Annotated in this window: 27 protein-coding genes, 1 tRNA gene and 1 riboswitch; of the genes, 17 read left to right on the forward strand and 11 right to left on the reverse strand. The window is 69.9% G+C overall.

The window, feature by feature from the left end; all coding sequences use genetic code 11:
* Window positions 1-290: 290 nt before the first annotated feature.
* Both MTF65_RS07030 and MTF65_RS07035 read left to right on the forward strand, forming a co-directional pair.
* Window positions 291-2,651 carry an immune inhibitor A domain-containing protein gene (locus MTF65_RS07030; protein ID WP_243628599.1) on the forward strand — a complete coding sequence of 787 codons (2,361 nt, stop codon included), beginning with the start codon at window positions 291-293 and terminating at the stop codon, window positions 2,649-2,651.
* A gap of 112 nt (window positions 2,652-2,763) precedes the next feature.
* Window positions 2,764-3,078, forward strand: a complete 315-nt coding sequence (locus MTF65_RS07035) for a hypothetical protein (RefSeq protein WP_243627437.1) — start codon at window positions 2,764-2,766, stop codon at window positions 3,076-3,078.
* 15 nt (window positions 3,079-3,093) lie between these two features.
* On the opposite strand, the gene MTF65_RS07040 is transcribed toward MTF65_RS07035, so the two are convergent.
* The 3 genes from MTF65_RS07040 to MTF65_RS07050 all read right to left on the reverse strand — a co-directional run bounded on the left by MTF65_RS07040 (window position 3,094) and on the right by MTF65_RS07050 (window position 5,582).
* Window positions 3,094-3,510: a hypothetical protein gene (locus MTF65_RS07040; RefSeq protein ID WP_243627438.1), complete on the reverse strand. Its 417-nt coding sequence runs from the start codon at window positions 3,508-3,510 to the stop codon at window positions 3,094-3,096.
* A gap of 65 nt (window positions 3,511-3,575) precedes the next feature.
* Window positions 3,576-4,175 carry an isochorismatase family protein gene (locus MTF65_RS07045; protein WP_243627439.1) on the reverse strand — a complete coding sequence of 200 codons (600 nt, stop codon included), beginning with the start codon at window positions 4,173-4,175 and terminating at the stop codon, window positions 3,576-3,578.
* Between the two features lie 78 nt (window positions 4,176-4,253).
* Window positions 4,254-5,582, reverse strand: coding sequence for a nicotinate phosphoribosyltransferase (locus MTF65_RS07050; RefSeq protein WP_243627440.1), 1,329 nt, complete (start codon window positions 5,580-5,582; stop codon window positions 4,254-4,256).
* A gap of 80 nt (window positions 5,583-5,662) precedes the next feature.
* Between MTF65_RS07050 and clpS the strand changes: the two genes are divergently transcribed.
* The 7 genes from clpS (at window position 5,663) to MTF65_RS07080 (ending at window position 10,330) form a co-directional block, all read left to right on the forward strand.
* Entirely contained in the window at window positions 5,663-5,977 is a 315-nt protein-coding gene (gene clpS / locus MTF65_RS07055; protein WP_243627441.1) for an ATP-dependent Clp protease adapter ClpS, read from the forward strand.
* Window positions 5,977-6,585, forward strand: a complete 609-nt coding sequence (locus tag MTF65_RS07060; RefSeq protein WP_243627442.1) for a DUF2017 domain-containing protein — start codon at window positions 5,977-5,979, stop codon at window positions 6,583-6,585. The genes clpS and MTF65_RS07060 overlap by 1 nt, the downstream gene beginning before the upstream one ends.
* Window positions 6,586-6,889: 304 nt before the next feature.
* Window positions 6,890-8,329 carry an amino acid permease gene (locus MTF65_RS07065; protein ID WP_243627443.1) on the forward strand — a complete coding sequence of 480 codons (1,440 nt, stop codon included), beginning with the start codon at window positions 6,890-6,892 and terminating at the stop codon, window positions 8,327-8,329.
* An 87-nt stretch (window positions 8,330-8,416) separates the two neighbouring features.
* Window positions 8,417-8,839: a Mov34/MPN/PAD-1 family protein gene (locus MTF65_RS07070; protein WP_243627444.1), complete on the forward strand. Its 423-nt coding sequence runs from the start codon at window positions 8,417-8,419 to the stop codon at window positions 8,837-8,839.
* A 77-nt stretch (window positions 8,840-8,916) separates the two neighbouring features.
* Window positions 8,917-9,024, forward strand: a complete 108-nt coding sequence (locus MTF65_RS30690) for a putative leader peptide (protein ID WP_311736929.1) — start codon at window positions 8,917-8,919, stop codon at window positions 9,022-9,024.
* A 77-nt stretch (window positions 9,025-9,101) separates the two neighbouring features.
* Window positions 9,102-9,380: a MoaD/ThiS family protein gene (locus tag MTF65_RS07075; RefSeq protein ID WP_243627445.1), complete on the forward strand. Its 279-nt coding sequence runs from the start codon at window positions 9,102-9,104 to the stop codon at window positions 9,378-9,380.
* Entirely contained in the window at window positions 9,380-10,330 is a 951-nt protein-coding gene (locus MTF65_RS07080; protein WP_243627446.1) for a PLP-dependent cysteine synthase family protein, read from the forward strand. The genes MTF65_RS07075 and MTF65_RS07080 overlap by 1 nt, the downstream gene beginning before the upstream one ends.
* 1,005 nt (window positions 10,331-11,335) lie before the next feature.
* Here the strand turns inward: MTF65_RS07080 and MTF65_RS07090 are convergent.
* The gene (locus MTF65_RS07090) at window positions 11,336-11,689 is read right to left on the reverse strand and encodes a DUF488 domain-containing protein (protein WP_243627447.1); all 354 of its coding nucleotides are present in this window, start codon (window positions 11,687-11,689) and stop codon (window positions 11,336-11,338) included.
* On the reverse strand, window positions 11,686-12,108 hold the full coding sequence (locus MTF65_RS07095; RefSeq protein WP_243627448.1) for a hypothetical protein: 423 nt from the start codon (window positions 12,106-12,108) through the stop codon (window positions 11,686-11,688). The genes MTF65_RS07090 and MTF65_RS07095 overlap by 4 nt, the downstream gene beginning before the upstream one ends.
* A 570-nt stretch (window positions 12,109-12,678) precedes the next feature.
* On the opposite strand from MTF65_RS07095, the gene MTF65_RS07100 reads away from it, so the two are divergent.
* Entirely contained in the window at window positions 12,679-13,431 is a 753-nt protein-coding gene (locus tag MTF65_RS07100) for an MBL fold metallo-hydrolase (RefSeq protein WP_243627449.1), read from the forward strand.
* A gap of 79 nt (window positions 13,432-13,510) precedes the next feature.
* Here the strand turns inward: MTF65_RS07100 and MTF65_RS07105 are convergent, their stop codons facing one another.
* Complete coding sequence (locus tag MTF65_RS07105; protein WP_243628600.1) at window positions 13,511-14,737, reverse strand: PTS transporter subunit EIIC; 1,227 nt, start codon at window positions 14,735-14,737, stop codon at window positions 13,511-13,513.
* A gap of 348 nt (window positions 14,738-15,085) precedes the next feature.
* On the reverse strand, window positions 15,086-16,387 hold the full coding sequence (locus MTF65_RS07110; RefSeq protein ID WP_243627450.1) for a PTS transporter subunit EIIC: 1,302 nt from the start codon (window positions 16,385-16,387) through the stop codon (window positions 15,086-15,088).
* A 154-nt stretch (window positions 16,388-16,541) separates the two neighbouring features.
* On the opposite strand from MTF65_RS07110, the gene MTF65_RS07115 reads away from it, so the two are divergent.
* The 4 genes from MTF65_RS07115 to rdgB all read left to right on the forward strand — a co-directional run bounded on the left by MTF65_RS07115 (window position 16,542) and on the right by rdgB (window position 18,978).
* Window positions 16,542-16,886 carry a PTS glucose/sucrose transporter subunit IIB gene (locus MTF65_RS07115; protein WP_279398775.1) on the forward strand — a complete coding sequence of 115 codons (345 nt, stop codon included), beginning with the start codon at window positions 16,542-16,544 and terminating at the stop codon, window positions 16,884-16,886.
* Window positions 16,887-17,054: 168 nt separating this feature from the next.
* On the forward strand, window positions 17,055-17,789 hold the full coding sequence (rph, locus tag MTF65_RS07120) for a ribonuclease PH (protein ID WP_243627451.1): 735 nt from the start codon (window positions 17,055-17,057) through the stop codon (window positions 17,787-17,789).
* A 136-nt stretch (window positions 17,790-17,925) separates the two neighbouring features.
* Window positions 17,926-18,306 (forward strand): hypothetical protein, encoded by a 381-nt coding sequence (locus MTF65_RS07125; protein WP_243627452.1) that lies wholly within the window; start codon window positions 17,926-17,928, stop codon window positions 18,304-18,306.
* 60 nt (window positions 18,307-18,366) lie between these two features.
* Entirely contained in the window at window positions 18,367-18,978 is a 612-nt protein-coding gene (gene rdgB / locus MTF65_RS07130; RefSeq protein WP_243627453.1) for an RdgB/HAM1 family non-canonical purine NTP pyrophosphatase, read from the forward strand.
* A 55-nt stretch (window positions 18,979-19,033) separates the two neighbouring features.
* On the opposite strand, the gene MTF65_RS07135 is transcribed toward rdgB, so the two are convergent.
* From MTF65_RS07135 to bcp, 3 genes are all read right to left on the reverse strand, one after another.
* Window positions 19,034-19,118 (reverse strand) — tRNA-Leu (locus MTF65_RS07135).
* A gap of 43 nt (window positions 19,119-19,161) precedes the next feature.
* A complete protein-coding gene (locus MTF65_RS07140) occupies window positions 19,162-20,178 on the reverse strand; it encodes an HNH endonuclease (RefSeq protein ID WP_243627454.1) in 1,017 nt (338 codons plus the stop codon).
* Window positions 20,179-20,329: 151 nt separating this feature from the next.
* Window positions 20,330-20,797: a thioredoxin-dependent thiol peroxidase gene (gene bcp / locus MTF65_RS07145; protein ID WP_243627455.1), complete on the reverse strand. Its 468-nt coding sequence runs from the start codon at window positions 20,795-20,797 to the stop codon at window positions 20,330-20,332.
* 117 nt (window positions 20,798-20,914) lie between these two features.
* Here bcp and MTF65_RS07150 point away from each other — a divergent pair, with 117 nt between their 5' ends.
* The 3 genes from MTF65_RS07150 (at window position 20,915) to MTF65_RS07160 (ending at window position 22,120) form a co-directional block, all read left to right on the forward strand.
* Window positions 20,915-21,232 (forward strand): DUF3618 domain-containing protein, encoded by a 318-nt coding sequence (locus MTF65_RS07150; RefSeq protein ID WP_243627456.1) that lies wholly within the window; start codon window positions 20,915-20,917, stop codon window positions 21,230-21,232.
* A gap of 46 nt (window positions 21,233-21,278) precedes the next feature.
* Window positions 21,279-21,623, forward strand: coding sequence for a co-chaperone GroES (locus MTF65_RS07155; RefSeq protein ID WP_243627457.1), 345 nt, complete (start codon window positions 21,279-21,281; stop codon window positions 21,621-21,623).
* A gap of 68 nt (window positions 21,624-21,691) precedes the next feature.
* Window positions 21,692-21,769, forward strand: a riboswitch (guanidine-III (ykkC-III) riboswitch).
* 30 nt (window positions 21,770-21,799) lie between these two features.
* Window positions 21,800-22,120: a multidrug efflux SMR transporter gene (locus MTF65_RS07160; RefSeq protein ID WP_243627458.1), complete on the forward strand. Its 321-nt coding sequence runs from the start codon at window positions 21,800-21,802 to the stop codon at window positions 22,118-22,120.
* Between the two features lie 38 nt (window positions 22,121-22,158).
* Here MTF65_RS07160 and MTF65_RS07165 read toward each other — a convergent pair whose 3' ends face one another.
* Entirely contained in the window at window positions 22,159-24,657 is a 2,499-nt protein-coding gene (locus MTF65_RS07165; protein WP_243627459.1) for a transglycosylase domain-containing protein, read from the reverse strand.
* Window positions 24,658-24,880: the final 223 nt, after the last annotated feature.

The following is a 24,880-nucleotide window of genomic DNA, read 5'->3' on the forward strand; positions in this document are numbered from 1 at the left end:
GCCGTGCCGCGCGGGGGGTCGTGAAGCGCCCTTCGTCCCATCTGGCGGCAGAACGTCCGAATAGCGGAACTCGCTGACCGCATAGTGCAGTTGTAAGGAAGAAGTCAAGGACTGTCTTTTTTTTAGACTGTCCGGTCAAATGTCGTCACTTGAGACGCGCGCCGCGCGGAACCCCCCGCTCCTATGGAGACGTTCCGACCCATGTCGCGGCCGCGGGAGGGGAACGACATCAAGTGACCAGCAATTCCGTCAGCCGGCGCGCCCTGCGCGCCGCCGCGATCGGCGTGACCATGGCCGCCACCGCGGCCTCCGGCGTCGCCGTCTTCGCGACGACCGCCCAGGCCGATTCCGCCCCTTGGGACGCACCCGCCGCCCACCGCGAGGACCCGACCGCCCCCGCGAAGGAGCAGGTGGAGCACAACCTGGAGGGCCCGTTCAGCAAGCAGCAGGAGGAGCAGCGCGAGGCTGCCCTGCAGCAGGTTCTGACCGGCAAGAAGGACGTCGAGCAGCGCGGCGCCTCGAAGGTGGTCAAGCTCGACGACAAGAAGTACGTCGAGCTCGGCCGTGAGAAGACCGACAAGATCTTCACGATCCTCGTCGAGTTCGGTGACCAGGTCGACAACACGACCATGTTCGACCCGGACGGTCCGGACGGCCCCAAGCCGCCCGCCCCGAAGTACGGCGGCACCCCCGGTCCGCTGCACAACACCATCGCGGAGCCGGACCGCAAGCAGAACAACAGCACCGCCTGGCGCAAGGACTTCAACCGCGACTACTTCCAGGACCTGTACTTCGGTACCGGCAAGGGCAAGAACTCGCTGAAGACCTACTACGAGAAGACCTCCTCGGGCCGCTACTCGGTCGAGGGCGAGGTCGCCGACTGGGTCAAGATCCCGTACAACGAGGGCCGATACGGCTCGAACTACTGCGGTCAGACCAACTGCGCCAACGTCTGGGACACCGTCAAGGACGGCGTGACCGCCTGGGTCGAGGGCCAGAAGAAGGCGGGCAAGACCGACGCGCAGATCAAGGCGCAGCTGGCCCAGTACGACCAGTGGGACCGCTACGACTTCGACGGCGACGGCAACTTCAACGAGCCCGACGGCTACATCGACCACTTCCAGATCGTCCACGCGGGCGAGGACGAGTCGGCCGGCGGCGGCGTGCAGGGCACCTCCGCGCTGTGGGCGCACCGCTGGTACGCGTACGGCACGCAGGCGGGCAAGTCCGGACCGGAGAACAACAAGGCCGGCGGTACCCAGATCGGCGACTCCGGCATCTGGGTCGGCGACTACACGATGCAGCCGGAGAACGGCGGACTCGGCGTCTTCGCGCACGAGTACGGCCACGACCTCGGTCTGCCGGACCTCTACGACACCTCCGGTGGCGGCGAGAACAGCGTCGGCTTCTGGTCCCTGATGTCGGCGGGCTCCTGGCTCGGCACCGGCAAGGACTCCATAGGCGACCTCCCGGGCGACATGACGGCCTGGGACAAGCTCCAGCTGGGCTGGCTGAACTACGACACGGCCAAGGCCGCGACGAAGTCCACCCACAAGCTGGGCGTTTCGGCGTACAACACCAAGGACAAGCAGGCGCTGGTCGTCGAGCTGCCGAAGAAGCAGGTCAAGACCGACATCGTCGCTCCCGCCGAGGGCTCCACGCAGTGGTGGAGCAACATGGGTGACGACCTCAAGAACACCCTCACCCGCTCGGTCGACCTGACCGGCAAGTCCTCCGCGGCCCTCTCCCTCAAGGGCTGGTGGGACATCGAGGCGGAGTACGACTTCCTCTACACCGAGGTGTCCACGGACGGCGGCGCCAACTGGACCGCGCTGGCCGGCACCGCCGACGGCAAGGCCATCCCGGCCGACGCCTCCGGCAGCCCGTCGCTGACCGGCGTCTCGGGCGCCTGGCAGTCGCTGAACTTCCCGCTCGACGCGTACGCGGGCAAGAAGATCGACCTCCGCTTCCGCTACCAGACGGACGGCGGCGCGGGCGGCAAGGGCTTCACGGCCGATGCCGTCACCCTCACCGCGGACGGCTCGGCGCTGTTCACCGACGGCGCCGAGAACGGCGACAACGGCTGGACCGGCAAGGGCTTCTCCCGCGTCGGCGCCGGCTTCACCAAGGAGTACGCGCAGTACTACCTGGCCGAGAACCGCCGCTACGTCTCGTACGACTCGACCCTCAAGGTCGGCCCGTACAACTTCGGCTACGCCAACACCCGTCCGGGCTGGGTCGAGCACTACCCGTACCAGGACGGTCTGCTGATCTGGCAGTGGGACACCTCCCAGAAGGACAACAACACCAGCCAGCACCCGGGCGCCGGTCTGATCCTTCCGATCGACGCCAACGCCAAGCCGATGAAGTGGTCGGACGGCACCCTGCTGCGCAACAAGATCCAGCCGTACGACGCCGCCTTCAGCGCGTACTCGACGGACGCCTTCACGCTGCACAAGAACGGCGAGGCGCTCTTCCTCAAGCCGAAGCCCGCGAACCTGGTCTTCGACGACCACAAGGGCAAGTACTTCTACGACGAGAACCCGACCGGTTCGGTGAAGGTCACTGACACCAACACCAAGATCAAGATCGCGAAGGAGACCTACGACGGTCGCGTCATGACGGTCGAGGTCGGCCCCGCCGTCAAGTAATTCGGTAAAGCCACAGGTCAGAGCATGATCGGCCGTCGCCCTCTAGCGGGCGGCGGCCGATCGCGTTTAGATGCGGGTGCGAGTTGTCTTATTGACGGGGGAGCTGAAGATCATGCCCGGTGGAGGTTTCGTCAGATTGCCAGGCGGCAGCGTGGTGGTCGCGCTCACGCTGCCGAGGCCGCCCTCCGGCGAGGGCGGCGACGACGGAAACGTCCGCGTGCTGGTGCACGCCGCGAACCGGGCCCGCGCCCTGACCAGGCTGCGGAACCTCGGCATGCGGGCGGTGTACCTGCGGGGCAACGCCCAGCCCCCGACCCCGGACGAGGTCACGGCCGTCCTGCACCACCCGGACGGCCTCCTCTGGCGCGGCGCCCCGGACTACGCCCAGGAACTCTGGCACCCGATCCGAGCGCTCCTGGGGCGCTGACCGGGCCCCGTCGGCCTAGGCCTTGGTCCGGCGCAGGGTCTGGAGCAGGTTGCCGGTCTCGTCGACGACCCAGAAGCCCCAGCCGTTCCGGTTCGGGCTGACGTGCGGCTTCAGCGCCAGCAGGACGGCCGTGGCCGCGCCGCTGGGCGTTTTGTAGTGCCCGGAGCCGGGGTTCCCCGCGGGGATGCTGAGGTTCTCGGTGGCCGGGTCGTACCGGCCTGCCACGCGAACGCCCGCGTACAGGGCATGGACCGCCACGCCCGCCAAGGGCGTCTCGGAGGCCGGCGCCTCGGGCTTGGGCGTGCCCTGCTGCTGGAAGCGCTCCAGGAGGCGGCCCACCGCCTCGCCGGGTGTCACATCCCAGGCGAGGGCCAGCAGGTTGATCTGATCGCGGACCGCAGGGTCCACGCCGTCGATGCGCGTTGTCGTCATGCGCTCACGATAGTGCCATCCGTGAGCTGCTGCAAGGGAAACTGAGTTTTGCTTCTCAGATTTTCTCAATCGCCCACCGTGGGGGTGCCGGAAAGGTGGACACCGGCCGCGCGGAGGTCGTCCAGGGCGCGGGCGGTGGTGTGGGGGGCGACCCCCGCGGTCAGGTCGAGCAGGACGTGCGTACGGAAGCCCGCGCGGGCGGCGTCGAGGGCGGTGGCGCGGACGCAGTGGTCGGTGGCGATGCCGACGACATCGACCTCCGTGACCTCGCGCTGCCGCAGCCAGTCGGCCAGGGCGACGCCGTTCTCGTCCCGGCCCTCGAAGCCGCTGTACGCCGCCTCGTACGCGCCCTTGTCGAAGACGGCGGCGACGCTGCCGGACGCCACGGCGGGGGCGAAGTTCGGGTGGAACCCGACGCCCTCGGTCCCGGCGACGCAGTGGACGGGCCAGGAGGTCTCGTAGTCCGGCTCGGCCGGGGGGTGCGCGAAGTGGTCGCCCGGGTCGATGTGGTGGTCCCGGGTCGCGACGACGTGCCGGTAGCCGGCCGTGGCCTGGCCGATGAGCTCGGTGATGGCGGCCGCGACGTCGGCTCCGCCCGTGACCGCGAGGCTGCCGCCTTCGCAGAAGTCGTTCTGTACGTCGACGACGATCAGTGCGCGGTGCATGTCGCGTGTCCTTAGGTCGATGTGTTTGCCGCTGCGCCGGGGTCTTGCCCCGCCCCCGCCCCGCTACACGTAGTCCCGCTACACGTACTCGGTCGGGATCACGGCCTCGCCGCGCGAGAGCTGCGTCGCGGAGAGCGGGAGGCCGGCGCGGGCCTCGCGGTGGCGGTCGCGGGCCGCCTCCAGGGGCTCGCGGGCCATCACCTCGCCCGCCTTGACCAGCTGGACCAGCAGCTGCCGGTCCGCCAGGGCCGGCGGGACCGGGCCCGTCCCGATCACCTCGGCCTCCGCGACCCCGTCGGAGTCGACCCGGCGCGCGGCCCACTTGCGGCCCCCGATCGAGGTCTTTCCGCCGGTCGCCTTCTTCGCCACCGGCACCAGCGCCGCCTTCGGGTCCGCCGAGGCGGCCCGCGCCACCAGCTTGTAGACCATCGAGCACGTCGGGTGCCCGCTGCCCGTCACCAGCTGCGTCCCGACCCCGTACGCGTCCACGGGGGCCGCCGCCAGCGAGGCGATCGCGTACTCGTCCAGGTCCGAGGTGACCACGATCTTCGTCGAGCCGGCGCCCAGCGCGTCCAGCTGCTGCCGCACCCGGTGCGCGACCAGCAGCAGGTCCCCGGAGTCGATCCGGACCGCGCCCAGCCCGGGGCCGGCGATCTCCACCGCCGTGCGGACCGCCTCCGCGACGTCGTACGTGTCCACCAGCAGGGTGGTTCCGCCGCCCAGCGAGGCGACCTGCGCCCGGAACGCGTCCCGCTCCGTATCGTGCAGCAGGGTGAACGCGTGCGCCGAGGTTCCGACCGTGGGAATCCCGTACCGGAAGCCGGCCGCCAGGTCCGAGGTCGAGGTGAAGCCGCCCACGTACGCCGCCCGCGAGGCCGCCACGGCCGCCAGCTCGTGCGTCCGCCGCGCGCCCATCTCGATCAGCGGCCGCTCGCCCGCCGCCGAGGCCATCCGGGAGGCGGCCGCCGCGATCGCCGAGTCGTGGTTGAGGATCGACAGGATCACGGTCTCCAGCAGCACGCACTCGGCGAAGCTGCCCTCCACCCGCAGGATCGGGGAGCCGGGGAAGTAGGCCTCCCCCTCCGGGTAGCCCCAGATGTCCCCCGAGAAGCGGTACGAGGCGAGCCAGTCCAGGGTGCGCATGTCCACGATGGCCCGCTCGCGCAGGAACTCCAGTACCGCTCCGTCGAAGCGGAAGTTCTCCACCGCGTCCAGCACCCGGCCGGTGCCTCCGACGACGCCGTAGCGCCGCCCCTCGGGCAGCCGGCGGGTGAACGCCTCGAAGACCGAGCGGCGGTCGGCCGTGCCGTTGGCCAGCGCGGCCTGCAGCATCGTGAGCTCGTAATGGTCAGTGAAGAGCGCTGTCGACGGCACGTCCACCGGCAGGCCCAGGTCCGCAGGGTTCATGCCTCGGATGCTAGCGCACATCTCGTCAGAGTGACGAGATGTCGGGGCGGTTTGTGCGACGGGCGGCCCGCAGTGGCAGCATGGGTCAAGTGAGTGTTGCTCCCATTGAGATCGAACGCACCGAGTCGGCCGAAGAGACCTACGCGGTCCCCGAACCCGACGTCCCCTGGGTGACCCTGGTGCACAACGACCCGGTCAACCTCATGAGCTACGTGACGTACGTGTTCCAGGCGTACTTCGGCTACCCCAAGGACAAGGCGCACAGGCTGATGCTCGACGTCCACAACAAGGGACGGGCGGTCGTCTCCAGCGGCACCCGCGAGGAGATGGAGCGCGACGTGCAGGCCATGCACGGCTACGGCCTGTGGGCGACCCTCTCCCAGGACCGCTTCTGATGGGGCGCTCCGCCGGAATGTTCGAGCCCCTCAAGGGCGGCGGCGCCGCCGTCACGCTCGACGAGATCGAGATCTCGATCCTGCGCTCCCTGGCCGTGCAGCTGCTGGAGCTGATCGGCCCGGGTGAGCCGGAGGCCGCCGCGGACGCCGACCCGCTGGCCGCCCTCTTCGCCGACGGGCCCTCCGAGCCGCCGTCGGACCCGGCGCTGGCCCGGCTCTTCCCCGACGCGTACGGGGGCCCGGGCCCCGTCGACCAGGGCGTGGACCCCGAGGAGCTCGCCGCCCGGTCCGCCGAGTTCCGCCGGTTCACCGAGAACGACCTGCGCACCCGCAAGCGGGAGGACGCGCTGGCCGTCGTGCGCAGCCTCGACGGACTCACCCCGGCAGACGGCGGCGCGACGGTGCTGGAGCTGACCGGGGAGCTGCCGCTGCGCTGGCTCGGCGCGCTCAACGACCTCCGGCTCACCATCGCGGCCCGCCTGAACATCACCGAGGACGATGAGAGCGCCGCGCTGCTCGGGCTTCCGGACGACGATCCGCGCAAGCCGATGGTGATGGCGTACCTCTGGCTCGGTGGCCTCCAGGAGTCCCTCATCGAGACGCTGTGAGGCCTTTGTTCGCTCAGCGGACGCTCAAATCCGGATAACGATCAGATCACCGCCATGCGGTGATCTGATCCTTCCCTACTCGTTTGTCCCGTTTTTTTGATGCCTCGCGTCACCTTTCTCCCCCTCCGGGTTCGTTAAGTCCGTGATAAATCTTCACGACTGCCGGAGGGACGCCACCCATGTCCCCCGGCCTGCTTGACCCGGCTGACCGCCGGCGTGCAACTCCATCCGTATCCGGGGGGATCGAGGACCCGATCCGCAGCCGTCACAGGCGCGGGTCGGCGTGGAGAAAGGCGCACCAAACATGACCTCTGTGCAGGTCGAGCAGCACGGCAAGATGCCCGGCGAGGGCACTGCGGACGAGAGCGGCGAGGGTTACCACCGCGCGCTCGGCGCCCGCCAGATCCAGATGATCGCGATCGGCGGAGCCATCGGCACCGGCCTCTTCCTGGGGGCGGGCAAGGCCATCTCGAAGGCGGGGCCCAGCCTGATCCTGGCCTACGCCATCGCGGGCCTGGTCATCTTCTTCATCATGCGGGCCCTGGGCGAGCTGCTCATGTACCGCCCCGTGTCCGGGTCCTTCTCGGACTACGCCCGCGAGTTCCTCGGCCCCTTCTGGGGGTACGTGACCGGCTGGACGTACTGGCTCTTCTGGGTGGTCACCGGCATCACCGAGGTGACAGCGGCCGCGCAGTACATGGCGTACTGGACCCACGACAGCTTCCCGCAATGGGCCTACGCGCTGATCTTCACCGTCATCCTCTACGGCGCCAACCTGATCTCCGTGAAGCTCTTCGGTGAGCTGGAGTTCTGGTTCTCCATGGTCAAGGTCACCGCCATCGTCGGCATGATCCTGATCTGCGCCGGCATCCTCACCATCGGCTTCTCCGACGCCGCCGACACCGCGACCGTCACGAACCTGTGGAACGACGGTGGCTTCTTCCCCAAGGGCATCGGCGGCACGCTGATGACCCTGCAGATCGTGATGTTCGCCTTCCTCGCGGTCGAGCTGGTCGGCGTCACCGCCGGCGAGTCCAAGGACCCCGAGAAGACGCTGCCCAAGGCCATCAACACCGTGCCGTGGCGCATCGCCGTCTTCTACGTCGGCGCGCTGATCATGATCCTGTCGGTCGTGCCGTGGACGCACTTCCAGCCGGGCGTCTCGCCCTTCGTCGCCGCCTTCGAGCGCATGGGCCTGGGCATCGGCGCCGCGATCGTCAACTTCGTCGTCCTGACGGCCGCCCTGTCCTCCTGCAACTCGGGCATGTACTCCACCGGCCGCATGCTGCGCGACCTCGCGCTCAACGGCCAGGGCCCGAAGTTCTTCACGAAGCTGACCAAGAGCGGCACCCCGCTCATCGGCACCACCTTCTCCGCCGCGCTGATGCTGGTGGGCGTCTGGATCAACTACGTCGCCCCGGGCAAGGCCTTCGACTACGTCGTCTCCTTCGCCACCATCTCCGGCATGTGGGCCTGGATCATGATCCTGGTCTGTCAGATCCGCTACCGCGCCAAGGCCGACCGCGGCGAGCTGCCGCAGTCCGCGTTCCGCGCCCCCGGCGCCCCGTGGACGAGCTGGTTCGCGCTGCTCTTCATCGGCATGGTCATCGTGATGATGGGCGCCGACAAGGACTCGCGCGTCTCGCTCTACTGCGCCCCGCTGTGGGTTCTCGTCCTCGGGGTCTCCTACCTGGTGATGAAGTCCCGCAACCCGCGCGGCGAGGCCTTCGCCAAGGCGTCCTAGCCGCCCCCTGGCTGCCCTTGTCCACCATGCGGGCCCTTCCGTACCACACCTCGGTACGGGAGGGCCCGTCTGCTTATCCTGTCGCTCATGTTGACCCTCACCCAGGCCCTGTACGACCAGATCGTCGAGCACGCCCGCAAGGACCACCCCGACGAGGCGTGCGGAGTCGTGGCCGGCCCGGCGGGCACCGACCGCCCGGAGCGGTTCATCCCGATGCTCAACGCGGCCCGCTCGCCCACGTTCTACGAGTTCGACTCGAAGGATCTGCTGAAGCTCTACCGGGAGCTCGACGACCGGGACGAGGACCCCGTGATCGTCTACCACTCGCACACCGCGACCGAGGCCTACCCCTCGCGCACGGACATCACGTACGCGAACGAGCCCGGCGCGCACTACGTGCTGGTCTCCACGGCGGACCAGGACGGTCTCGGGGAGTTCCAGTTCCGCTCGTACCGGATCGTCGACGGCGTGATCACGGAGGAGGAAGTGCGGGTCGTGGAAGCCTACTGACCATCATGTGAGCGCTTCCGGTCCACGATGTGGGATCACACTCCAATCGGGTGACCGGGAATCGTTAACATGACTGCATGGTTTCCCACGACGTGAGCATCGAGACGCCCGGCAGGCTGCTGCTCGTGGCCCGGTTGCACGTCGACCTGTGCCGCCTGGCCAGCGCCATCTGTCCTGCTGCCTGAGTACAGCCAGAGCCTTCTCGCGCGGGGCACTTCATGCCGCGCGCCCTTAAAGCCCCTTCACGACACTGGAGCCTGCCATGGCCATCGAGGTCCGCATCCCCACCATCCTCCGTACCTACACCGACGGCGAGAAGGCCGTCACCGGTGAGGGCACCACGCTGGCCGAGCTCTTCGCCGACCTGGAGAAGCGCCACAAGGGCATCGAGGAGCGCATCGTCGACAACGGCCAGCTGCGCCGCTTCGTGAACGTCTACCTCAACGACGAGGACGTCCGCTTCCTCGACGGCATCTCCACCGAGCTCAAGGACGGCGACAGCGTCACCATCCTCCCGGCCGTGGCCGGCGGATCGAAGTAATGCGCTACGACTCCCCACTGGCCGCCGTCGGCAACACCCCGCTGGTCCGGCTGCCCCGGCTCTCGCCCTCCGCCGACGTGCGGATCTGGGCGAAGCTGGAGGACCGCAACCCGACCGGCTCGATCAAGGACCGCCCCGCGCTCCACATGGTCGAGCAGGCCGAGAAGGCCGGCCGGCTGTACCCCGGCTGCACGATCCTGGAGCCCACCTCGGGCAACACCGGCATCTCCCTCGCGATGGCGGCGAAGCTCAAGGGCTACCGGATCGTGTGCGTGATGCCGGAGAACACGAGCCAGGAGCGCCGTGACCTCCTGACGATGTGGGGAGCCGAGATCATCCCCTCCCCGGCGGCGGGCGGCTCGAACACCGCGGTCCGCGTCGCCAAGGAGCTGGCGGCCGAACACCCGGACTGGGTGATGCTCTACCAGTACGGCAACCCGGACAACGCGGGCGCCCACTACGCCACGACGGGCCCGGAGATCCTGGCCGACCTGCCCTCGATCACCCACTTCGTGGCGGGCCTGGGCACGACCGGCACCCTGATGGGCGTCGGCCGCTACCTGCGCGAGCGGGTACCCGGAGTCAAGATCGTCGCGGCCGAACCGCGCTACGACGACCTGGTCTACGGCCTGCGCAACCTGGACGAGGGCTTCGTCCCCGAGCTGTACGACGCGTCCGTCCTGACCACCCGCTTCTCGGTCGGCTCCGCGGACGCGGTGACCCGCACCCGCGAACTCCTCCAGCAGGAGGGTATCTTCGCGGGCGTCTCCACGGGCGCGGCCCTGCACGCGGCCATCGGCGTGGGCCGCAAGGCGGTGGCGGCGGGCGAGTCGGCGGACATCGTGTTCGTCGTGGCCGACGGCGGCTGGAAGTACCTCTCGACGGGCGTCTACACGGCCCCGACAACGGAAGAGGCAATCGAAACCCTCCACGGCCAACTCTGGGCGTAGCCCCTCCGGGGATCCACCGAGTACGGGCCCGGGCGCGCGCTGCCAGGGACGAGCCGAGCCAACGCTCCCGAGCCGCAGCCCCCGAGGCACCGCCGGCTACGGCCCGGGCCCACGCCCCCGGGCCGTAGCCCTCCGAGGCACCGCCGGGTACGGCCCGGGTCCACGCTCCCGGGCCGTAGCCCTCCGGGGGCCGAGGCCGGGCTCCCGGGCCGTAGCCCCTCCGGGGAAACGCCGGTACGGGCCGGGTCAGCCCTCCCGGGGCCGTAGCCCCTCCGGGGGACCGCCGGGTACGGGCCGGGGTAGCCCCCTCCGGGGGAATGCCGGGTACGGGCCGGGGTAGCGCTCCTGGGTCGTAGCCCTCCGGGGGAATGCCGGGTACGGGCCGGGGTAGCGCTCCTGGGTCGTAGCCCTCCGGGGGAACGCCGGGTACGGGCCGAGGCGGTGCTCCCGGGCCGCAGCCCTCCGGAGGCCGAGGCCGCGCTCCCGGGCCGCAGCCCTTCAGACGGGCCGGGGCAGCGCTCCCTGGCGTGGACGCGCGCTGTCGGGGACGGGTGCGGGCTGGGGTGTTGGCCGGGACGTAAAACGTGATTTGTGGCGCGATCAGGCCCGCCTGCCTGCCACCCGCCAGGGCGCCAAAAATCATGCAGTCCCGGACGACACCCCAGCCCGCACCCGGCCCCGGCAGCCCCCACCCCCGGCCAAGCCCCACTCCCGGCAGCGCCCGCTTCCGGCGTCGGCCCCGGCCCGGGCCCCGGCACCGCAGCGCCTGCCTCCGGCGTCGGCCCCGGCCAAGCGCTGTCCCCGCAGCGCCCGCGTCCGGCCCGGGCCAAGCCCCGCCCCCGGCAGCGCCTGCCTCTGGCCCGGCTCCGGCCAAGCCCCGGCCCTGGCGAAGCGCCGGCTCCGCCAAGCCCCGGCCCCGCAGCGCCTGCCGCCGGCCCAGGCCCGGCGCCCGCTTCCCCGCGCAGCCGCCGGCCCAGGCCCGGCCAGGCCCCGGCCAGGCGACCGTCACCGAGACAGCAGCTCCGCCAGGACCGCCGCGTGGCTGGAGGCCGGGTCCTTGACCGCGGTCAGCAGCGTCACCGGACCCGCCGCCACCAGCGCCCGCAGCCGCGCCAGCTCCTCCGCCGCCTCCGGCTCCGCCAGCTCCGCCTCGTACCGCCGCCGGAACTCCCCGGCGGAGCCACCCCCGTGGAACCACTTCCGGAGCTCCGCCGACGGCGTCACCGCCTTCGGCCACTCGTCGACGCCCGCCGCCGCCTTCGCCAGCCCCCGCGGCCAGAGCCGGTCCACGAGCACCCTCACCCCATCCGCCCCCGGTTCGGGGGGATCGTAGACACGCCGCACCCGGACGGCCGTCACCCCTTGCCTCCGCCCAGTCCCTTGACCTCGTCCCACAGCGCCGGATCCAGCACGCCCAGCCTCCGCCGGAACTCCCACAGCGACACCTCCGTCGGCCGGTCCGCCTCCAGGAAGGTCGTCCGGCCCTGCGCCTCCACCGTCCCCGGCGGCAGCGGGATCACCCCGGCGCGCCGGTCGTCGTACTTACCGGTGATCCACGCGACCCGCGCACGGTGGCCCCGTACGGACCTCACCGCCAGCACCAGGCACAACCGGCCGTCCACCAGACACCACAGCTCACCCGACCGTGGCCGCGGCGGCGGACCGGCGCCGTGCGCCGGCGGGGTAGGGCGCGCGACCCCCCACCGACGCCCCGCGACCAGCACCACCACGGCCACCGCCACCACCGCGGCGACGGCAGGCCACCAGGACGTGTCCATACTCCGACCGTAGCCGCGCCCCCCGCCCCCGGCACGGCAGCGCACCGGCCGCGCACCGGACACCGGACCGGCCGCGCGGCGGCGGCGCCCACCGGCACTGGCCGCGCATGGACACCGGACCGGCACCGGACCGGCGGCCGCGTCAGCGCCTGCGGTGGACGACAACCTCCGGCCCCGGCCGCGCACTGGCCGCCCACCGGAACTGGCCGCGCATGGGCACCGCACCGGCACCGGACCGGCGGCGCGCCAGTGCCTGCGGTGGCGTATGACAACATCCGGCACCGGCCGCGCCCCGGCACCGGACCGGCACCGCACCGGGCACCGGGCACCGGACCGGCACCGCACCCGCCACCGCACCGGCACCGGACCCCGCCCCGCACCCCCCGCGCGGCAGCGCCCCGGCGGCGCACGACAACCTCCGCACCCCCCGTCGCTCCCACGGGTGACACCACAGGTGATTCCCCCCACAACGGCCCGCCACGGAGGAGCGACCAGACGTTTCGCGCCTTACGCTCGACGAACGCACGGCCCGCATTCCGTCCACGGACCGTCCACGGAGGTTCACGCTCCATGAAGCTCACAGTCGTCGGCTGTTCGGGGTCGTTTCCGTCCGCGGAATCGGCCTGTTCGAGCTACCTCGTCGAAGCCGACGGCTTCCGGCTGCTCCTCGACATGGGCAACGGCGCCCTCGGAGAGCTCCAGCGTCACATCGGTCTCTACGACCTCGACGCGATCTTCCTGAGCCATCTGCACGCCGATCACTGCATCGACATGTGCGCGTACTTCGTCGCCCGTTACTACCGCCACGAGGGCGGCCGCTGCGGCACCATCCCCGTCTTCGGCCCCGAGGGCACCGAGAAGCGGCTCACCACGGCCTACGACGACGTCCCCGACGAGCGCTCGATGAGCGAGGTCTTCGACTTCCGCACCCTGAAGTCCGGCAGCTTCGAGATCGGCCCGTTCCAGGTCCGTACGGAGAAGGTCTGCCACCCCGTCGAGGCGTACGGCATCCGCGTCGAGTACGGCGGCCGCTCGCTCACGTACTCCGGGGACACCGGCACCTGCCCCGAGCTGGGCCTGCTCGCCGACGGCACCGACCTGTTCCTCTGCGAGGCCTCCTTCACCCACGGCAAGGAGGACATCCCGGACCTCCACCTCAACGGCCGCGAGGCCGGGGAGTACGCCCGCGGCGGCCGGGTCGGCCGGCTCGTGCTCACCCACATCCCGCCGTGGACGAACGCCGACCAGAACCTCGCCGACGCCCGCGCGGTCTACGACGGCCCGGTCGACCTCGCGTACCCCGGCGCGGTGTACGAGGTCTGACCCCACCCGGGCCCCCGGACACGACGACGCCCCGCCCTCCCTTCAGGGAGAGCGGGGCGTCGTGGCGTACCGGGGCTGCTTACTTGGCCTCGGCCTTCTGGAGCTCGGCGAGCTCATCGTCGGACTCGCGGCCCGGCGTCGGCAGGTTCCACTTGATGATCGCGAAGCGGAAGACGAAGTAGTAGACCACCGCGAAGCAGAGGCCGACTCCGGCCAGGCCCCACGGGTTGTTCGCGATGCCGAGGTTCAGCAGGAAGTCGACCGCGCCGGCGGAGAAGCCGAAGCCGTCCCGCATGCCCAGCGCCCAGGTGAGGGCCAGGGAGACACCGGTCAGCACCGCGTGGATCGCGTAGAGCACCGGGGCGATGAACATGAAGGTGAACTCGATGGGCTCGGTCACACCGGTGACGAACGCGGTGGCCGCGAGGGAGAACATCATGCCGCCGACGACCTTGCGGCGCTCGGGGCGGGCGCAGTGGACGATCGCGAGGCAGGCCGCCGGGAGGGCGAACATCATGATCGGGAAGAACCCGGTCATGAACTGTCCGGCGCTCGGGTCACCGGCGAGGAAGCGGCCGATGTCACCGTGGACGGCGCCGGTGGGGGTGTCGAACGAGCCGGCCTGGAACCACGGGAAGGAGTTCAGCAGGTGGTGCATGCCGATCGGGATCAGCGCACGGTTGGCGACGCCGAAGATGCCCGCGCCGACGGCACCGGAGCCGACGAGCCACTCACCGAAGTTGTGCAGGCCGGCGCCGAGGACGGGCCAGATGAGACCGAAGACGATGCCGGTGACCAGGCCGGCGAGCGCGGAGAGGATCGGGACCAGACGGCGGCCGCCGAAGAAGCCCGCCCAGTCCGGCAGCTTGGTTCGGTAGAACTTCTGGTAGAGCAGGGCGGTGATGATGCCCATCACGACGCCGCCGAGGACACCGGCGTTGACCGCGGCATCCACCATGACGATCTTGCCGTCGACCACCTTGGCGACCTTCGGCAGGTTGCTGTCGGTGAAGGTGGCGAGCACCTTCTGGAAGACCAGGTATCCGGTCACGGCGGCGAGGGCGGTGGAGCCGTCCGACTTCTTGGCGAAGCCGATCGCGATACCGACGGCGAACAGCAGCGCCATGTTGTCGAGGATCGCGCCACCGCCGGCGGCCATGTAACCGGCGATCTTGAGGATGAACGTCGGGAAGACGTCCTTGTCGCCGAGCATGTCGCCCGCGCCCAGGCGGAGCAGGAGTGCGCCCGCGGGCAGCACGGCTACGGGGAGCATGAGGCTCCGGCCGATGCGCTGCATGACGGCCATCACGCCAGCGCCCTTCTTCTTCTCAGCCGCGGGGGCGGCAGCCGTGGTCACAACTTCCTCCAGTGGGCAAGGCGACGCCAGAGGGAAACGGGGGACGGCGACGTCTCAGATACGGGGGTACGCGGGCTCGGACAGGCCCGCGTGGTCTACACCAATCGATGGTGTAGACCAGTTGTAGCACGGTGAGGGATAGATAAGGAACCTTCGATTTCCTGTGGTCTACGCCACACTCGGCCTCGACGGGTCGGACGGTGCGGCGCCGTGATCTTCGGACAAGCGGAAGGCCCCCGGATCCAGGATCCGAGGGCCTCGCTCGGCCGGGCCGAAGGGCCCGGCGCCACCTGCCCGTTACGCCTTGGTGACCTCCGCCTGCATCGCCGCGATCTCCTCGTCCGACTCCCGGCCCGGGGTCGGGATGTCGAACTTCGTGATCGCGAAGCGGAAGACGGCGTAATAGACGACCGCGAAGCCCAGACCGATCGGAATGATCAGCCACGGCTTCGTCGCCAGGCCCCAGTTGATGATGTAGTCGATCAGGCCCGCCGAGAAGCTGAAACCGTCATGGACGCCCAGCGCCCAGGTCACCGCCATCGACGCACCCGTCAGCACCGCGTGGATCACGTACAGCAGGGGCGCCACGAAGAGGAAGGAGTACTCCAGCGGCTCGGTGATCCCCGTGACGAACGAGGTCAGGGCCACCGACAGCATCAGGCCGCCCACCTCCTTGCGCCGCTGCGGCTTCGCGCAGTGCGTGATCGCCAGCGCCGCCGCCGGGAGGGCGAACATCATGATCGGGAAGAACCCGCTGAGGAACTGCCCGGCATCCGGGTCGCCCGCCAGGAACATGTTGATGTCGCCGTGCACCGTCTGGCCGTCCGGCTTCGTGTAACTGCCGAACTGGAACCACACCGGCACGTTCAGGAACTGGTGCAGGCCGATCACCAGCAGCGCGCGGTTCGCGACGCCGAAGATGCCGGCGCCCCACGAACCCAGACCCACCAGCCAGTCGGAGAAACTCTCCAGCGCGTCACCGACGGGCGGCCAGATCCACAGGCACAGCGCGGCGAAGCCGATCGCGACGAACGACATGATGATCGGGACGAGCCGGCGGCCGTTGAAGAAGCCCAGCCAGTCCACCAGCTTCACCCGGTGGTAGCGCTGCCAGAACCAGGCGGTCAGCAGGCCCATGATGATGCCGCCGAAGACCCCGGGATTCTGGTACGTGTACGAGACGAAGGTGTCGCCCGGCGCCAGACAGCCGCCCCCGATGTCCCTGGTGCCCGCCGGGCAGGGTTTCTGGAACGCGTGCAGCACGCCGCGGTAGACCAGGAAGCCCGCGACCGCCGCCAGCGCCGTCGAGCCGTCCGCCTTCTTGGCCATGCCGATCGCGACGCCGACGCAGAAGAGGAGCGGCAGTCCGAGGTCGGAGTCCAGCAGCGCACCGCCCGCGCCGGCCATCACCTTGGCCACGTCCGTCCAGTTCAGGCCGTCCCTGCCGAAGACGTCCGGCTGCCCGAGGCGGTTGAGGATGCCCGCGGCGGGCAGGACGGCGATCGGCAGCTGAAGGCTCCGGCCCATCTTCTGCAGGCCCTGGAACAAGCCGTTCCACCACTGGCGTCGCGGCACTGCTGCGGCGCTGCTCGCGCTCATCGGCTTCCTCCCTGACCGGCCCGTTTTTGGCAGTCGCGACACTTGCGGCACACTGGTGTAGACCACTAGTGATGTGATCGCATGTGACCCGCCTGGAGGGCAGGTTGCTGCTGATCGTCATCATTCGGCAGCTACCGGGCACGCGCTCGCGTAGATGGGCCAACCGTGGGCTACCGTGACAAACGGACCGCGCCGGCAGGTCGCCGGCCGGGCCGGAGGACAACGGCCGCCGAGACTCGTTCTTCGAACATCCAGGGAGAAATGCATGGCCACCAAGGCTGAGAAGATCGTCGCCGGGCTCGGCGGCATCGACAACATCGAAGAGGTCGAGGGCTGCATCACCCGCCTGCGTACCGAGGTCCACGACGCGAGCCTGGTCGACGAGGCCGCCCTGAAGGCCGCCGGCGCCCACGGCGTCGTCAAGATGGGCACCGCGATCCAGGTCGTCATCGGCACCGACGCCGACCCGATCGCCGGCGAGATCGAAGACATGATGTGACCTGAGCCCACGCGCTCACGAGACCCCGTCCCGGCCGCCGCCGCCTCCCGGCCGCCTCCCGGACGGGGTCTTCGTACGGGGTCCTGCGCGGGGTCTTCGTACGGGTCTTCGTACGAGGTGTCCGTACGGGGACATGGGCCCGGGCCCGCAGGGACTAGGCTCGGGAGCATGTCTCGCATCGACGGCCGTACGCCCGATCAGCTCCGCCCGGTCACCATCGAACGCGGATGGAGCAAGCACGCCGAGGGCTCCGTCCTCATCTCCTTCGGAGACACCAAAGTCTTCTGCACCGCCTCCTTCACCGAAGGCGTCCCGCGCTGGCGCAAGGGCAGCGGCGAAGGCTGGGTCACCTCCGAGTACTCGATGCTGCCCCGCTCCACCAACACCCGCGGCGACCGCGAATCCGTCCGCGGCAAGATCGGCGGCCGCACCCACGAGATCTCCCGCCTCATCGGCCGCTCGCTGCGCGCCGTCATCGACTACAAGGCCCTGGGCGAGAACACCATCGTCCTGGACTGCGACGTCCTCCAGGCCGACGGCGGCACCCGCACCGCCGCGATCACCGGCGCCTACGTCGCCCTCGCCGACGCCGTCGCCTGGGGCCAGAAGAAGAAGCTGATCAAGGCCGGCCGCAAGCCGCTCACCGGCACGGTCGCCGCCGTCAGCGTCGGCATCGTCGACGGCGAACCCCTCCTCGACCTCTGCTACGAGGAGGACGTGCGGGCCGAGACCGACATGAACGTCGTCTGCACCGGCGACGGCCGCTTCGTCGAGGTCCAGGGCACCGCCGAGGGCGAGCCCTTCGACCGCAAGGAGCTCAACGCCCTCCTCGACCTGGCCTCCGGCGGCTGCGCCGACCTCCAGGCCCTCCAGCTGAGTGCGCTGGACCTCCAGGTTCTGTGACCCCGTAACCGGATCAGTTGACCGGAGCCGCTCGGCAACCGCCGGGCCCGCCCCGGCGTCCCCGTAGACACGGGCGCACGGTGTCACTACCGTGCGCCCGTCCACGTCACCACGCACGCCTCCCTGGGGGAACCGCATGAAGCTCCGCATAGCCGCCGTCGCGGTGGCAGCCGTCCTGACCGTTCCCGCCCTCACGTCCTGCGACGCGATCTCGACGGCGATGGACTGCGCCAGCACGGCCGTGGCCATCACGGACGGTGCGAACGACCTCCAGCAGGCCGTCTCGCAGGCGGGCAACAGCCCGCAGGACGCGCAGAACGCGCTCAACCAGATCGACACGAACCTCAAGAAGATCGGCGACCAGACGGACAACGCCGACCTGCGCAAGGCCATCGACTCGATGAACACGGCCGTCAAGAACGTCCGTACGTCGATCGAGGGCGGCAACGCCGCCCCCGACATCACGCCGGTCGCGGACGCGGCGTCCGAGATCTCGAAGGTCTGCACGCCGGGCTGAGGCCGTACGGGGGCCGCGGAGGCGGCGGGGGCCGCGGGGGGCGGCCGGAATAATGGACGCATGACGACGACCAGCCGCCTGATCCTCGCGACCCGCAACGCGGGCAAAGTCTCCGAACTCCGCGCCATCCTGTCCGACGCCGGCCTGCCGCACGAGCTGGTCGGCGCGGACGCCTACCCGGAGATCCCGGACGTCAAGGAAACCGGCATCACCTTCGCCGAGAACGCCCTCCTCAAGGCCCACGCCCTCGCCCGGGCCACGGGCCTGCCGGCCGTCGCGGACGACTCCGGCCTCTGCGTGGACGTCCTGAACGGCGTCCCCGGCGTCTTCTCGGCCCGCTGGGCCGGCAGCCACGGCGACGACAAGGCGAACCTGGAGCTCCTCCTGGCCCAGCTGTCGGACATCCCCGCCGAACACCGCGGGGCCCACTTCGCCTGCGCGGCGGCCCTCGCCCTCCCGGACGGCACCGAACGCGTCGTCGAGGGACGCCTCCTGGGCACCCTCCGCCACACCCCGTCCGGCACCGGCGGCTTCGGCTACGACCCGATCCTCCAGCCCGTGGGCGACACCCGCACCTGCGCGGAACTCACCGCGGCCGAGAAGAACGCCATCTCCCACCGAGGCCAGGCCTTCCGCGCCCTGGTCCCGTTCATCCGCGCCCTGCTGGGCTGACCGCGCAGACGCCGAGGGCCCCGTACGCAAGCTGCGTACGGGGCCCTCGTGCACGTGCGGTTGGGGGGACTCGAACCCCCACGGGTTTTACCCCACTGGGACCTAAACCCAGCGTGACTACCAAATTCCACCACAACCGCGACATTTAACCCAAATCGGACATCTCCCTGTCTGGGCTAGGGATCAGTGTACGGGTCGGCCGGGAGCGGCGGCGGGTTTCGGGCGACGGTTGCGGCACCACGTGTCCGTCAGGGTGTGGCAGTTGGGGCACAGGTAGCGCAGGTTCTCGTGGCGGTTGTCGAGCCAGTTCCCACTGATGTGGTCGATCTGGAGCGTGATCGGCAGGCCCAGCCATTCTCCGGGGTTTCCGCATGTTGTACAGAGGTAGGGAACGCCGATCTCCTGCAGTGCGCGGTGTAGGCGGGTGCGGTTGGTTCGGGGGGCGCCCTCGGGAAGCAGGATGAGCGTGTCGGCCGCGACGGCCCTGGGTGGCACCGCGCGGGTGCTCGCCCATGTGCGTCGCTTGAAATGGCTGACATCGAGTCCGAGTTGAGTGACGCGGCGCCGGAGGCGGCGATGGTTCACGTCGTTGACGGTCAGATCGAGAGCGCGCATGAGATCCGCATAACTGGCGGCCTCCGGGATGGCCGCGCGCAGGGCCTCCTCAGGAATGGCCAGCCGGGAGTTCCGGAAGTGGGTCGTGTCGATGCCGTGCTCCTTCAGCATCCTCCCGAGGGCGGCGCGGGACCGGCTGTCATCCGGGATGCCCAGGGTGCGCGCCGTGCCGCGGATGCTGTCGGCGGAGGCCGCCGCAAGGACGAGTTCGTCCGCGGTGAACGGTAGTTCGACGCCGCCGCGCTGCATGCCGGGGAAGTGGCTGATGTCGATACCCGCTGCGGCGATTCGGCGGACGATGTGCGACAGGGTGCCGGTGGCCGGAGGGGCGCCGAGCTTGACGGCTACCTCGCGCAGTGTGGTCGATGAAGCCACTGCGGCAGCTATGGCCTCGTCGGAGTACTTGCGCCACGGACTGCGCTTCGCGAAGTGGCTGCTGTCGATTCCGTGGGAGGAGACCTGTTTCTGGAGTGTGCGGCGCTGACCACCGCTCTCCTTGAGTCCCAGTCGCCGCATCAGATCGGCCCAACCTCGTGATTCGGCAACCGCTGCGGACAGGGTGTCCCGGTCGTACGGATCGGCCACGGCCTGCTCCCTCCTTGATCGTCGGCCACACGTGCGGCCCTCGTACGGAGTAACGGACCGATAGTCGGACAGTTACGGCTGATTTCGTCTGGTAAACGGAACGGCCCGCACCGGTTCAGGGTGCGGGCCGCTCCGTTGGGAAGAGGGCGGGTCAGATGCCCAGGTCCTTGATGATCTTCGCTACGTGGCCCGTGGCCTTGACGTTGTAGAGGGCGCGCTCGACCTTGCCCTCCTCGTCGACGATCACCGTGGAGCGGATGACCCCGGTGACGGTCTTGCCGTAGAGCTTCTTCTCGCCGAAGGCCCCGTACGCCGCGAGGACCTCCTTGGACGGGTCGCCGACCAGGGTCACCTTCAGGTGTTCCTGCTCCCGGAACTTCGCGAGCTTCTCCGGCTTGTCCGGGGAGACGCCGATGACGTCGTAACCCGCTTGGGCCAGGACGGCCAGGTTGTCCGTGAAGTCGCAGGCCTGCTTCGTGCAGCCCGGGGTCAGGGCGGCCGGGTAGAAGTACACGATCACCTTGCGGCCCTTGTGGTCGGCAAGCGAGACCTCGTTGCCGTCCGCGTCGGGCAGGGTGAAGGCGGGGGCGGTGTCGCCCTGCTGAAGTCGCTCGCTCATCTCAACAGCTCCTCGGGAGGGGATCAGTACGCCACGAGACTAAGCTGACAGACTGTCCACGGGCGGATCACGTCCCCCATGCGACCACTCGCACGACACGACGACGGAGGCAGCGCGGTGCCGGAAGCCAGGACCCCCGCACAGATCGAGGCGGACATCGTCCGCAGGCGCGAGCAGCTCGCCGAGACGCTCGACGAGATCGGCGTGCGCATGCATCCGAAGACGATCATCGGGGACGCCAAGGCCAGGGTCGCCTCGACGGTGGATCACACCGCCGGGCGGGCGGTCGTCGCGGTGAACCGCCTCGTGACCGATGTGAAGGCCGGCCTGTGCAACGAGGACGGGACCCCGCGCCCCGAGCGGATCGTGCCGGTGGCGCTGCTCGCGGTCGGCGTGGTCGGTCTGATCGTCGTGTCGGCGCGACGCAAGCACTGATGACCCTGCGGCGTGCGGGGAGGGCCCGGGCGGGTAGGTTCGAGGGGTGAGCGAGAACACCACCACCCACGACAAGCTGCCCATCCGCATGCTCCACGACCGCGTGCTCGTGAAGTCGGACACGCCCGAGGGCGAGCGCCGCTCGGGCGGCGGGATCCTGATCCCGGCGACGGCCGCGGTGGGCAAGCGGCTGGCCTGGGCCGAGGTGGTCGCGGTCGGGCAGAACGTACGGAGTGTGGAGCCGGGCGACCGGGTGCTGTACGACCCGGAGGAGCGCGCCGAGGTCGAGGTGCGGGGGGCGACGTACCTGCTGATGCGCGAGCGGGACCTGCACGCCGTGGCCGCGGAGCGGCTGGAGGGGTCCACGGACTCCACCGGGCTCTACCTGTGATCGATTGAGATTGATATTGATTGATTGAGTTGGCCGAGGGCCGGTGACTGAGGTCACCGGCCCTTTTCGTGGCCCTTTGCTACGGTGGAGGAGAACCCCCGACGAGACGCGCCGTACCGGGTAGCTGGCCGCAAAGACGACGCACCCCGTTCGCTCTCGTCACGGAGGTGCCTGTCATGGCCTGGGTTCTGCTCATCGTCGCCGGTCTGGTCGAAGTCGGTTGGTCGATCGGAATGAAGTTCACCGACGGATTCACCAGGCTCTGGCCCAGCGTGTTCACCGGCGCCGGCATCGTCGCGAGCATGGTGCTGCTGTCCTACGCCGCCAAGACGCTGCCGATCGGTACGGCGTACGGGGTGTGGGTGGGCATCGGTGCGGCCGGGGCGGCGGTGCTCGGTATGGCGGTGCTGGGTGAGCCCGTCACCGCCGCCCGGATCTTCTTCATCTGCCTTCTGCTGGTCGCCGTGGTGGGGCTGAAGGCGACCTCCGGTCACTGACCGCTGGGACCGCTGGGCACTGGCCGTCCCGTCGGTCGTCACTCCAGGAACTCGGGGAGCGGGCGCCGGCCCGCCGTCGCGCCGCCTTGGGTACCGCCCTGGGCGCCGCCGGTGGTGGTTGAGCCGGCGTTGGTTCCCCGGGTGGTGCCCTGGTCGGCGCCCCCGGTGGTTCCGCCGTCGGTTCCCCCGGTGCCTTGGGTGGTGCCTCCGTCGTTCTGGCCGCCTTGGGTCTGGCCTCCGTTGTTCTGCCCCCCGCTGTTCTGGCCGCCCTGCGTCTGCCCGCCCTGGGTCTGGCCCCCGTTGTTCTGACCTCCGTTGCCCTGCCCTCCGTTGCCCTGCCCGCCGTTGTCCTGGCCTCCCTGGTTCTGCCCGCCCGTCGGCGGCGTCGGCCGCCCCGGCCGCCACGGGGGGCGCTCGCCGGGGGTCTGTTCCGGGGTGCTCGGTGGTGGCGGGGGTGACGCGGCCCCGCCCGGCTGGAGTACCAGGTCGAAGTCGAGGGGGTCGGAGGCCTCCAGGGCCCTCTTCGTGTACGCCGCCCAGATCCGCGCCGGGTAGCCGCCTCCGCCGATCCGGGTCTCGCCCAGGGCCCCGTACAGGGACTCCAGCGTGCCCGTGTCCGGGTCCTGGCCCATCATCGACACCACCGTGACGAGGTCCGGGGTGTACGCCGCGAACCAGGCCGAGCGGTCCAGCTCGGCGGTGCCGGTCTTGCCGGCGGCCGGGTGTCCGGCGGCGAGCGCGGCCGTACCGGTGCCGTTGTCGACGACGCTGACCAGCATGGAGGTGGTGGTGTCGGCGGCCTCGCGGGAGACGGCCTGGCGCGGGGTGCGGTCGGGCAGCTTGACGGTGTCCCCCTCCTTGGTGATCTTTTCCAGGAAGGTGTACGGGGTGTAGCGGCCGTGGTCGGCGAGGGTCGCGTAGGCCTGGGTCATGTCCAGGACGCTGGCCTGCATGGTGCCGAGCGCCATGGCCGGGCCCGGTACGAAGTTCGGGGTGTTCTCGGGGATGCCGAGGGCGATGGCGGTCTTCTTGACCTTCCCGGTGCCGACGTCGACGACCATCTGCGCGTAGACCGCGTTGACGGAGAGGTCCGTGGCGGTGTTGACGGTGATGTTGCCGTACGACAGCCGGCCCTCGTTCTCGGGGTTGAAGGGGATCGGACTGCCCACCACCGGGCGTTTGTTGTCGCCGTTGTAGAGGGTGTTCGGGGTGATCCGGCGGCCGTCCTGGGTGCGGGAGGCGTTCTCGACGGCGGAGGTGAAGACGAACGGTTTGAAGGTGGAGGCCACCTGGTAGTCGTGCCGGGTGGCGTTGTTGACGTACTGCTTGGTGTAGTCGATGCCGCCGTACATGGCGACGACCTTGCCGGTGGCCGGGTCGATGGAGACCCCGCCGGCGCGCACCAGGCGGTCCGCCTTGTGTGCCTCCGGGTCGAGTTTGCTGACCATCTCGTCGTTGACGGCGTCCACGAAGGCGTTCTGGCGGCGTCTGTCGATGGTGGTGGTGATGCGGTAGCCGCCCTCGGCGAGGGTGGTGTCGTCGAGGATCTTCCGTTCGGCGATGTAGTCCTTGATGGCCTCGACGAGGTAGCCGCGCTGCCCCGACAGGCCGGCGGCGGGGCGGATCTTCCCGGGTTCGGGGAACCGGGTGGCCGCCCGCTCGGCCTCGGTCATCCAGCCCTTCTTGACCATGCCGTCGAGTACGTAGTTCCAGCGGGCCACCGCGCGGCCGCGGTTCTGGGGGTGGGCCACGACGTCGAAGGCGCTGGGGGAGTTGAGGAGGGTGGCGAGGTACGCGCCTTCTGCGGTGCTGAGTTTGCCGACGTCCTTGCCGTAGTAGGCCTGGGCGGCGGCCTGGATCCCGTAGGCGTTCCGGCCGAAGTAGCTGGTGTTCAGGTAGCCCTCAAGGATGTAGTTCTTGGACTTCTCGCGGCCGAGTTTGATCGCGATGAAGAACTCCTTGACCTTGCGATTGACCGTCTGTTCCTGCCCCAAGTAGTAGTTCTTGACGTACTGCTGGGTGATGGTCGAGCCGGACTGTTTGCCCTTGCCCATGAGGGTGTTCCAGGCGGCGCGGACCATCGCCTTGGGGTCCACGGCCCGTTCGGAGTGGAAGTCCCGGTCCTCTGCGGCCAGTACGGCCTCCTGCACGGTCCGGGGGACCTGGGAGAGCGGGACGTTGACGCGGTTCACCTCGCCGTCGCGGGCGAGCTGGGAGCCGTCGGAGTAGAGGTAGACGTTGGACTGCGCGGTCGCGGCGGCATTGGCAGGGGGGATGTCGACCAGCAGGTAGCCGGCGATCAGGGCGCCGCCGAGCAGCAGGGCGAAGAGCAGGACGCAGCCGAGGACGAGGCGCCAGGTGGGGAGGAAGCGGCGCCAGCCGGTGCGCCGGGGTACGGGCGTCCTCCCGTGCGGGTCGGGCGGGTTGGGGTTCTCGGGGCGTCCTGACGGGGAGCCTGCCGGGCGGCGGTTCGGCTGTTCGTCGGGGGTGTCCGGGTCGCGAGGGGTCCAGCCCGGTGGTGGTGACTGGTCGCTCATCTCCAGAACTCCTCGGCGCCGTGCGAAATATCCACTTCTGTACCTCATGGTGTCTACCCGATGCCGGGTGATTCCGCGCCGGACGGGCGTAAATCGTTCGCGTGGCTCGCCCCTCCGCACTAAGCTCGCGCGCTTTGGCCGACGTAGGAACGACGTGGCAACGACGTAGGAACGACCTGGCAACGACCTGGGAATCCGACGTGGGAACGACCTGGGAAAACGG

Origin of the sequence: Streptomyces sp. APSN-46.1 (assembly GCF_022815725.1) — a bacterium.
Lineage (GTDB): Bacteria > Actinomycetota > Actinomycetes > Streptomycetales > Streptomycetaceae > Streptomyces.

What these genes read in the sequence shown, in the direction of transcription:
- MTF65_RS07030 (WP_243628599.1), top strand. Translation starts at nt 291, where the DNA reads ATGGCCGCCACCGCGGCCTCCGGCGTCGCCGTCTTCGCGACGACCGCC.
- MTF65_RS07035 (WP_243627437.1), top strand. Translation starts at nt 2,764, where the DNA reads ATGCCCGGTGGAGGTTTCGTCAGATTGCCAGGCGGCAGCGTGGTGGTC.
- MTF65_RS07040 (WP_243627438.1), bottom strand. Translation starts at nt 3,510, where the DNA reads ATGACGACAACGCGCATCGACGGCGTGGACCCTGCGGTCCGCGATCAG.
- MTF65_RS07045 (WP_243627439.1), bottom strand. Translation starts at nt 4,175, where the DNA reads ATGCACCGCGCACTGATCGTCGTCGACGTACAGAACGACTTCTGCGAA.
- MTF65_RS07050 (WP_243627440.1), bottom strand. Translation starts at nt 5,582, where the DNA reads ATGAACCCTGCGGACCTGGGCCTGCCGGTGGACGTGCCGTCGACAGCG.
- clpS (WP_243627441.1), top strand. Translation starts at nt 5,663, where the DNA reads ATGGGTCAAGTGAGTGTTGCTCCCATTGAGATCGAACGCACCGAGTCG.
- MTF65_RS07060 (WP_243627442.1), top strand. Translation starts at nt 5,977, where the DNA reads ATGGGGCGCTCCGCCGGAATGTTCGAGCCCCTCAAGGGCGGCGGCGCC.
- MTF65_RS07065 (WP_243627443.1), top strand. Translation starts at nt 6,890, where the DNA reads ATGACCTCTGTGCAGGTCGAGCAGCACGGCAAGATGCCCGGCGAGGGC.
- MTF65_RS07070 (WP_243627444.1), top strand. Translation starts at nt 8,417, where the DNA reads ATGTTGACCCTCACCCAGGCCCTGTACGACCAGATCGTCGAGCACGCC.
- MTF65_RS30690 (WP_311736929.1), top strand. Translation starts at nt 8,917, where the DNA reads ATGGTTTCCCACGACGTGAGCATCGAGACGCCCGGCAGGCTGCTGCTC.
- MTF65_RS07075 (WP_243627445.1), top strand. Translation starts at nt 9,102, where the DNA reads ATGGCCATCGAGGTCCGCATCCCCACCATCCTCCGTACCTACACCGAC.
- MTF65_RS07080 (WP_243627446.1), top strand. Translation starts at nt 9,380, where the DNA reads ATGCGCTACGACTCCCCACTGGCCGCCGTCGGCAACACCCCGCTGGTC.
- MTF65_RS07095 (WP_243627448.1), bottom strand. Translation starts at nt 12,108, where the DNA reads ATGGACACGTCCTGGTGGCCTGCCGTCGCCGCGGTGGTGGCGGTGGCC.
- MTF65_RS07100 (WP_243627449.1), top strand. Translation starts at nt 12,679, where the DNA reads ATGAAGCTCACAGTCGTCGGCTGTTCGGGGTCGTTTCCGTCCGCGGAA.
- MTF65_RS07105 (WP_243628600.1), bottom strand. Translation starts at nt 14,737, where the DNA reads ATGGCCGTCATGCAGCGCATCGGCCGGAGCCTCATGCTCCCCGTAGCC.
- MTF65_RS07110 (WP_243627450.1), bottom strand. Translation starts at nt 16,387, where the DNA reads ATGAGCGCGAGCAGCGCCGCAGCAGTGCCGCGACGCCAGTGGTGGAAC.
- MTF65_RS07115 (WP_279398775.1), top strand. Translation starts at nt 16,542, where the DNA reads ATGGGCCAACCGTGGGCTACCGTGACAAACGGACCGCGCCGGCAGGTC.
- rph (WP_243627451.1), top strand. Translation starts at nt 17,055, where the DNA reads ATGTCTCGCATCGACGGCCGTACGCCCGATCAGCTCCGCCCGGTCACC.
- MTF65_RS07125 (WP_243627452.1), top strand. Translation starts at nt 17,926, where the DNA reads ATGAAGCTCCGCATAGCCGCCGTCGCGGTGGCAGCCGTCCTGACCGTT.
- rdgB (WP_243627453.1), top strand. Translation starts at nt 18,367, where the DNA reads ATGACGACGACCAGCCGCCTGATCCTCGCGACCCGCAACGCGGGCAAA.
- bcp (WP_243627455.1), bottom strand. Translation starts at nt 20,797, where the DNA reads ATGAGCGAGCGACTTCAGCAGGGCGACACCGCCCCCGCCTTCACCCTG.
- MTF65_RS07160 (WP_243627458.1), top strand. Translation starts at nt 21,800, where the DNA reads ATGGCCTGGGTTCTGCTCATCGTCGCCGGTCTGGTCGAAGTCGGTTGG.
- MTF65_RS07165 (WP_243627459.1), bottom strand. Translation starts at nt 24,657, where the DNA reads ATGAGCGACCAGTCACCACCACCGGGCTGGACCCCTCGCGACCCGGAC.